The sequence below is a fragment of the Sneathiella sp. genome (genome assembly GCF_047631475.1).
GTDB lineage: Bacteria > Pseudomonadota > Alphaproteobacteria > Sneathiellales > Sneathiellaceae > Sneathiella.
The window spans coordinates 1-7,730 of the sequence record NZ_JBLHZT010000072.1 but is presented as its reverse complement, the minus strand read 5'-3'; the positions used below and the strand labels follow the sequence as shown (position 1 = coordinate 7,730).

Genomic DNA, 7,730 nt, shown 5'->3' with positions numbered 1-7,730 from the left:
TATTTGGCCAAATGAGGGTATATTAGAGATAGTCCAACCAACATAAATGAATACCCGTTGTTGATCGGTTGGAGAGTGAGGACGCCATGCAGATCAAACTCAATATGGGTGATTATGGTGAGCGGTTTGAAAAAATCCTGGGACTTTGGCTTGAGCTTAAAAACAACAGCAACCTTCCAATCTGGAGAGATTTCGACGTCAAAAACGCGGCATATGGTATGGGCTTCCTGAATGCAATCACTGTTATCAAAGACGGTGAAGATTTTGAGTATCGTGTTTTTGGCACGAACATTGTCGATGCTTATTCAGTGGAGCTCACCCGAAAACGGGTGAGTGAAGTAATCCCCGTTGACCGTTCACAAAAATCAATGAACTTTTACCGCACGGTTGTAAAGACTGGCGAACCGCATTGCATTTTTCAGGACGTAAGTAGCATAAAGGCATTAAAACCACTATTTGGAGAAGAGGACCGTTGCTGGCTTCGGCTAGTCATGCCGTTCTCGACAGATGGCCAGACAGTTGATCGGTTATTGGGCTACGGTGAACCTATTTCGCTGGAACAATTTGGCCGCGGCGTTCAGCAAGAAGGATTTACCCTCCAGGACATCTACCCTGTTGTAGTGGACGTGCCCTGATCGCGAACGAGACGCATTTGACAACTTAAGCACCGTTATTCACAAATTTTTTTGTCAGTTATAATCCCCTCATCAGTGTCACCTTACTCATGCCGTGGGATCCCTGATTTCAGTTGGATGCACATGATATCATCACAGAAAATGATGAAATACAGACCCGTTTTGGGACATTCAGCATCCCCCAAATGACATTGGCGGCATCGAACCCATGGAACATTCCATTGAGTTTGAGGACATCACACTTTATCGTCTGTTTAACGAAGGCAATCTGGAAGGTTGCGTTTCAATAAACTAGGATCAAAATATTCAAAGACCCGTGAGACGTCCGCAAATGAAAATTGCTCAGATATCTTACACGCCAACAAGCAATAAAGGGTATTACCGCATGTCTAACCAACCTGTATCAACGCTGCAAATCGATAACAATTGCACCCGAACGACAGAATGGCGTTTCGCCCCCGGGAATGAGACAGGCTGGCACCGCCACGAAATGGATTACATGGTTGTGCCCATGGTCTCAGGTCAGTTGAAAATGCAGGAGCCCAATGGGAAAGAACATATTGCTGACCTGACAGCGGGTGTTCCTTATTTTCGTGATTTAGGTGTCGTGCACAATGTTATAAACATCAATGACTTCGAGTTTGTTTTCATAGAAGTTGAGTTCAAACAAAGCTGAGAGGCGGAATTGTCGAAGCAGTCAAGTGACCTTGTGTCGGGTAGAGTTGAGAAAAGAACAATAAAAAAATCTGTCGCTTACAACCCAGGAAACATGGCGTCTAACACTTTCAGCGCGTTTTCCTAAAACCGTTCGAACCGGTCTGTTGACTGCCACAAACATCCTGCCTTGTAGAACTCCACCAATAATTATTGCGACGGCGAAAGCGACATCCAAAAGCGTCTTTAAAATTTGGTACGGCCCCTAAGTATCCGCTTATGTATATCGCGCGAACCGCGCGGCCCCGAACATTCTGCGGTGCTCAGCAGGTGACAGCCCCGTTCGTTTTTTAAACAGGCGGCGAAACGAAGCTGTATCAGAATAACCAACTTGCTCCCCTATCTTGGAAACTCCATCCTGTGTAGTTTCCAAAAGCTGTCGGGCCTCTTCGACCCGCAATGCCTGAACATACTCAAGCGGGCTTTTGCCAGTCGCATTCCGAAAACGCCGTGCAAATGTTGTTGGGGGTAAACCGGAGTTATTCACCAAATGCCCAACTGGGTTTTCTTGAGAATAGTTTTCTCCAATCCAGATTTGAGCGGCTTCAATGACCGTATCAGCATGTTGATTAAATTTGATCATTGATGCAAACGGCGCCTGTAGTTCACCGCGATCTGCCATGAGCCAGACCTTGGCCGTTTTTGCAGCTTGCTGTAGTCCGCCGTAATTCGCAATCAGGAAAAGGGCAAGCTCCTGCCAGCCAGTGCTGCCACCAGATGTCACAACGCCATGATCAGCTTCCGCAAAACAGATACCGCGATCCAGACGCAATCGAACCTTTGGGTAATGCCTTCGAAATAAAGTCTCGAACGCCCAATGTGTGGCAGCTTCAACGCCATCGAGAAGCCCAACCTCCGCTAAGTATACAGCGCCCGTGCAGGCCGAAACGATACGCGCTTCCGTATCTTTTTTACCCCTTAACCATTTAACGCCAACATGCTGGGAAAGATCTATCCGTTCCAGCGGGGATATGTTTAGACCTGGCACAACAATCAGATCGCTATCAGTGACGTCGTCAAATGTCACGTCCGGTGCAATAAGTAATCCGCTTCCACAGGAAAAGGGTTTCAGAGTTGGACCAACCAGTTTCACATCGAAGACAGGAAGCTCATCTTCACCACTCACAAGCATTTCCCAATCTTTACCCGCCGCATTGAGCGTATCAAAAAGACCAAACAAGCTCGACGCACTGGTATGTTGCGTGGCCATAATTAAAATTGAAGTGGGTGATGCCATGATATTGTTATGCGTTGGTGAATCTGCCCCTATTTTAAACTTTCTGCCTCTTACGCACAATATTAAAACTTCCTAATGTTTGATCAATGAAACAGTTAGGAGATATTTTTATGCACATTTTCTTGTCTGCTATAAAAAGATTATTTCTCATACACAGAAGAGCGCAATACGAAAACACACGTTTTTCTGCCAACGGTCAGAGCGCAAGCAAGATGCCAGAAAACAGAGGCCGGAAAGTGAACAATTCAGCGTGGGATAACATCGTCTGCCTGGGCCCTGATGGTGCTCTTTTCAAAAAGAGAAATTTCTAAACTCGAACGTTCGAAGACCTAATAAAATTGGAAAAAGACAACAACACTTGCTCTGCCGACTTCGAATAAACCTGCACCTTAGTTCGTAAATCGTTGATCCGCTTACTAAAATTAGAGACACCATTGATAATACCCAATGAAGGACTGGATGGATGAAACGTAAAGAGTGTGACAGGAGTGAGATTTGTTTTTGGATCGTAATTCAGAAAATTTTTACCCCGGGAAAACAGATACAGCAGCGTCTCAAGCCGTTGGATCTTCAGACGACACACTTTTTATCGCCGCAACCAGTTGCGCCCTGGTAAAGGGCTTAGCAAGCAATTGAATATCTAATGTATTGATTTCATGCTGATCCGCAATTTTATCCGGATAGCCAGACGTCAGAAGAATTTTTAAAGGGCGGTAATCAACAGCAATTTGTTTTGCCAGATCAATACCGCTCATTCCATTCGGCATGATCACATCACTTAAGACCAGATCGATATCGCTTGCTCTGTGTTCAAGCATGGCCAAGGCGGAAGCGCCGTCCATTGCCTCCAATACCGTATAGCCGAGATCCGTCAAGGTTGCCGATGTTGTCTCTCTTACTTGTTGGTCATCTTCCACCAGAAGAATGGTCCTATCCACCGTCAGTTCAGGAATTGGCACAACGTCGCTTTCCTGAGCCGCCAGTTTACTTTCAGATAAGGGAAGGTAGATTGATATTGTTGTCCCCTCTCCCTCTGTACTGGCAATGTCAAGATATCCGTCCGATTGAGTCACAAAGCCATAGGCCATGCTCAACCCTAACCCGCTTCCCTTACCCACTTCTTTCGTCGTAAAGAAGGGTTCAAGAACCTGCCCCAATATCTCATTGCTCATCCCGCAACCCGTATCCGCAACAGTGATTAGTACGAAAGATCCACAGATCGGTTCATTATTCAGCCCCACCGTTCCGTCAGTAAAGTGAGCAGTAGTCAAACGGATGGTGAGCCTTCCACCGTCAGGCATAGCATCTCGCGCATTCAGAGCCAAATTAACAAGGGCATTGCTGAAAATATCACCATCGATATTCACAAACATGTTCTCATCATCATATTGCCGAACGAGTTGAATATCCTCGCCCAATGTTCTTTCCAACAAGTCAAGTGTATCCTCAACCAGTTGCTGGATGTTCGTATCCGCAGGAGACAATACCTGCCGGCGCGAGAATGACAGCAATTGTTTGGTCAAGGTCGATCCACGCGCCACAGCCTTTAATGCATTTTCGATATTCTTGCGTAACGGGGTATCCGGGCCCAATTGTTCCAAAACCAATTCAAGGTTGCCCATCATAACGGCCATCAGATTATTAAAATCATGCGCGATACCGCCGGTCAGCTGTCCAACAGCTTCCAGTTTTTGGGAACGATTGACCTGTTCCTCAAGCAATTTTCGTTCTGTGATGTCTTGGACAAGGGACATGACGCCAATCACCTTGCCACTTTTTCCCAATATTGAAGTGTTATACCAATCACACAAAATGATGCGCCCATCCTTGGTTATATTTTCGTTTGTCGATCTGGTTCCACCTTTGTTTTCAAGCAATAGTTGCCAGATCTGACCAACATCTTCCGTAACGGTTGGAGGAAGAAGAATGTCTGCCACATATTCTCCAACGACTTCATCGGCGGAAAACCCGAAAATGGTTTTGGCAGCGACGTTCCATTCGGTAATACGAAAGTCTGTATCAAAAGAAATACTGCCAAGAGGGGTATTTTGAAAATGATGAGATAACCGTTCCTGGCTTTCGTGGAGCGCTTCTTCAGCTTGAAGGCGCCTCTCAACCATCTCATTTGCGGCGGTGGCAATTTCCTCAAACTCCACAAACCGCATGCTTGCCGTATCTATTTTGGAATTCTGAGGGTCCGCATTTTTGAAAAAATCCATGAACCGTTGGTAATTTTTTCGAATTCTGCCGATTTCTGTTCGGGTGGATAGGAAAATCGCAAGGATCAAAACAACAATGACGCTAAAGACAAGAATAAGGACAAAGTTACGGTCCTGCCTGCTTTTCTTCTGCAAGGCGGCAACCTGCGCCTCCAGCTCAAGAAGATCAAAACCGGCGCCGATATACCACTGCCATTCCGGGATGCCGACGACATAGCTGATTTTCGCTACCGGCTCAGCCCCTGTTGAAGGCGGAATATGATAAGTAAAATATCCACCGCCGTTCTTCGAAATCCTGATGAGTTCCTGAACAACCAAGATACCGTTGACATCTTTTGCGGCTAGAACATTCCTCCCTTTAGCGGGGCCTGCAAGGGACTCTCCGTCCCAGGTCGCCGCAAACACATATCCATTTCCCGTATATCGAATATGAGCAAGTTCCTCTAACGCCTCTGTTTTGACCTCTGACGCGGTCGCCGCGACACTCCTTTTCTGAGCTTTGGCAATATGTGCGTTAATTACCCGTTCAGAACTTTCAACAATGTTTTTTATGAAGTGTTTCTGCTGACTGATATAATTTTGCCGAATGCTATCGATAAGTTCATTATAGTTGTCGTAAACGCTATAGACCCACAAACCGCCTAACGTAAGGGTTGTCAAGATCGAGACGACCATCAGTCTGAGGGCAAGAGCCTTGCTTAAGGAGGGCTTCGACATTCTACGGTCCCAACTGACACGCGCACAAAATTATCAAGTATTATTGAATATACTGAATATACGGACAATAAATGTCAATAGAGGCAGGCCTCGCCCACCGATAACAGGTTATTATACCTTCACGCCCCCTTCACTGCCAAAGTATATCGCTCTTCCAAAAGGTTAGCCATGCGCCGGCGAACCGAGCGGTTGCAAAGGCAAGGCATGCCCTCGCGGCTATCCGAAACACAAGATCCCCACGGAGCTGCATTTACCTCGGCTTTCTGATCACTCTACTCCATGGCCGTCGGTATCCTGTTGTCCATGTTTCACTCTCGACCCGCTTGGTAAAGCGGCGCTGAGGCGCTTTTTCGTCTGACCTAGTTGATATCTAAGTGTCTAATCAAAAATCCTGTGATCACGGCCAACCGATGGCTGGAGAAACAAGAATGTAAAAAAGGGGGAATGGAGCAACGGCTAAAAGAACAACCAATGAGTAAGCCCAGAAGCCAAAGAGCCCCGACCTTGCTGCAATAAATGCCAAGCCACCACCGCCGCCAAGCAATGAATTTCCTGGAGTGTTGATTGCCATCGCAAGCAGCACATATCGATTTCTAATCACTGTTCCACCAAATGATTTGGGCAATTTTTTCCCAACCAACAAAGCGCGATCCTGAAGTTGGGTTTCTTCGATCTCGCAAACAAGGTCTGCCGCCTTTGCTAGACCGGCCCAACGCAATAAACTGCAAAGTTTCTGGGCTGGCACGAGCCGGGCAACGCAATATGCAAAAATGAGGGCGCCAACCATACCAAGATAAACCATGGGCGCAGCTTTCCCTCCAAAAATTAAAAGAAGAGCGAACCCAATTTCAGCACCGGGCACGAATGGGATCGCCGCCGTCAATACAAACAGAAAAAGGGCGCTCATTACAATACGATGTATGGTTGGCTCATTCATGGGTCGCATTTCAGGGACGACGATGTTTTGCAGAGTATCACCTACCATCCATCCCCCAATCAGGAGGATAGCGTAAAGGACCAAGGCCTTCCGCATCGTCCAAACTTTTTTCAAAACCGTGTACATAAGGGATTGGTATCTGTGCTTACGCGATCCATATCTTTTCTGATTTCCTCCAGGGATACCGTTTTGCTGGACAAAGAGGCCACACCCCGAAAGGCTATCTCTCGCCGTGATGTCCAATACCAGCGTCGACGTTCCCATTCAATTGCCACCTCAATGGTCCCGTTCGCACGTACGAGGCCTTTATATTTAAACTGTCCGCGGCTTTCACTCTCCAATATACCCGTAAAAGCAATTCCGTTTTCCATCCTTTCCGAACTGTAGACACCTGGCTGGAATCCGCAGCGAGTGCATATGTCAGACCAGAAGTATCCCCCCTTAAAATGGAGGCTGTCTGGTAGATCCGGTGCTTCTTCAGGCCCGATTTTTCCTATGAACACCTTGCCATCCAACAACGCATCAGCCTTCAGGCTTTGCCCGCTTGACAGAAACATGGAAAAGGCCAGAAATAATACCAGCACACATTGTTTCGGGAATAACATCACCAATGTCCTTCGCATGAGCTTGGCAGTGTATACAGCATGGGTGCAGTACTGAGAGCAAGGGGCCATTCACTCAACACCACCGAAATCCCGGCGGATCGCCCTTCCTCAACGCTCAGATTAAAGATGTTTTCAACAAAATTGGATCAGCCTCCAAATGTTAAAAACAGAGTATATTAGAGTATAACACTAAATACCGCAGTCTTAAAGAACGGTTCTAACTTAGGCAAGAAAGAGACGGGTATTTCTCGAGTATAGTCTTCACCGCCCTCCGGTTGCTGCATTTGATGACGTCAGCTGAAGGATCGTTCTCTCGCCGCTCGAAAATAAAAATCAGGCAGTAAACCCTAATTGAAATCACAATCTTGCACCGATCGCGTCCCATTCTCTTAAGTCAGGCGCTTTGAAACGCCAACACTCGAAGGTGTAAAGGATCTGAAAGTGAAAATCTTTTACGGATCAGACCCTTTAACCTACAGGATTAAAGGCACGCTATCTGATCATCCAGATGTTTGTGGAAATGAACGATCGCACTTTCACATTGTCCAAATGTCAAAAACTCATTAGCCCCGGTCTCCAGTGAGTCTTGAATGGATTTCGCTGCGTCACGGTCTTCATCCAATCCCGCATTTTTGACAAAGTCAGCATCTTTCTTTGTATCTGCTT

The 7,730-nt window shown here is 46.5% G+C and carries 6 protein-coding genes and 1 pseudogene; 2 read left to right on the top strand and 5 right to left on the bottom strand.

Features of this window, described 5'->3' with window-relative positions; translation table 11 throughout:
- Positions 1-86 precede the first annotated feature (86 nt).
- Together ACJAYR_RS17685 and ACJAYR_RS17680 are read left to right on the top strand one after the other, a co-directional pair.
- Positions 87-635 carry a hypothetical protein gene (locus tag ACJAYR_RS17685; protein WP_415237825.1) on the top strand — a complete coding sequence of 183 codons (549 nt, stop codon included), beginning with the start codon at positions 87-89 and terminating at the stop codon, positions 633-635.
- Positions 636-1,020: 385 nt separating this feature from the next.
- On the top strand, positions 1,021-1,311 hold the full coding sequence (locus ACJAYR_RS17680; protein WP_415237824.1) for a cupin domain-containing protein: 291 nt from the start codon (positions 1,021-1,023) through the stop codon (positions 1,309-1,311).
- A gap of 255 nt (positions 1,312-1,566) precedes the next feature.
- Here ACJAYR_RS17680 and ACJAYR_RS17675 read toward each other — a convergent pair whose 3' ends face one another.
- From ACJAYR_RS17675 to ACJAYR_RS17655, 5 genes and pseudogenes are all read right to left on the bottom strand, one after another.
- Positions 1,567-2,586: a GlxA family transcriptional regulator gene (locus ACJAYR_RS17675; RefSeq protein WP_415237823.1), complete on the bottom strand. Its 1,020-nt coding sequence runs from the start codon at positions 2,584-2,586 to the stop codon at positions 1,567-1,569.
- Between the two features lie 554 nt (positions 2,587-3,140).
- The gene (locus ACJAYR_RS17670; RefSeq protein WP_415237822.1) at positions 3,141-5,522 is read right to left on the bottom strand and encodes a cache domain-containing protein; all 2,382 of its coding nucleotides are present in this window, start codon (positions 5,520-5,522) and stop codon (positions 3,141-3,143) included.
- 397 nt (positions 5,523-5,919) lie between these two features.
- Complete coding sequence (locus tag ACJAYR_RS17665) at positions 5,920-6,507, bottom strand: hypothetical protein (RefSeq protein ID WP_415237821.1); 588 nt, start codon at positions 6,505-6,507, stop codon at positions 5,920-5,922.
- A gap of 62 nt (positions 6,508-6,569) precedes the next feature.
- Positions 6,570-7,064, bottom strand: coding sequence for a hypothetical protein (locus tag ACJAYR_RS17660; protein WP_415237820.1), 495 nt, complete (start codon positions 7,062-7,064; stop codon positions 6,570-6,572).
- A gap of 481 nt (positions 7,065-7,545) precedes the next feature.
- Positions 7,546-7,730: pseudogene (locus ACJAYR_RS17655) on the bottom strand (aromatic ring-hydroxylating dioxygenase subunit alpha); the annotation flags it as partial.

Bases quoted from the DNA above. Each gene is read 5' to 3' on its own strand.
- ACJAYR_RS17680 (WP_415237824.1), top strand. From the start codon at position 1,021: ATGTCTAACCAACCTGTATCAACGCTGCAAATCGATAACAATTGCACC.
- ACJAYR_RS17665 (WP_415237821.1), bottom strand. From the start codon at position 6,507: ATGGTAGGTGATACTCTGCAAAACATCGTCGTCCCTGAAATGCGACCC.
- ACJAYR_RS17670 (WP_415237822.1), bottom strand. From the start codon at position 5,522: ATGTCGAAGCCCTCCTTAAGCAAGGCTCTTGCCCTCAGACTGATGGTC.
- ACJAYR_RS17660 (WP_415237820.1), bottom strand. From the start codon at position 7,064: ATGTTATTCCCGAAACAATGTGTGCTGGTATTATTTCTGGCCTTTTCC.
- ACJAYR_RS17685 (WP_415237825.1), top strand. From the start codon at position 87: ATGCAGATCAAACTCAATATGGGTGATTATGGTGAGCGGTTTGAAAAA.
- ACJAYR_RS17675 (WP_415237823.1), bottom strand. From the start codon at position 2,586: ATGGCATCACCCACTTCAATTTTAATTATGGCCACGCAACATACCAGT.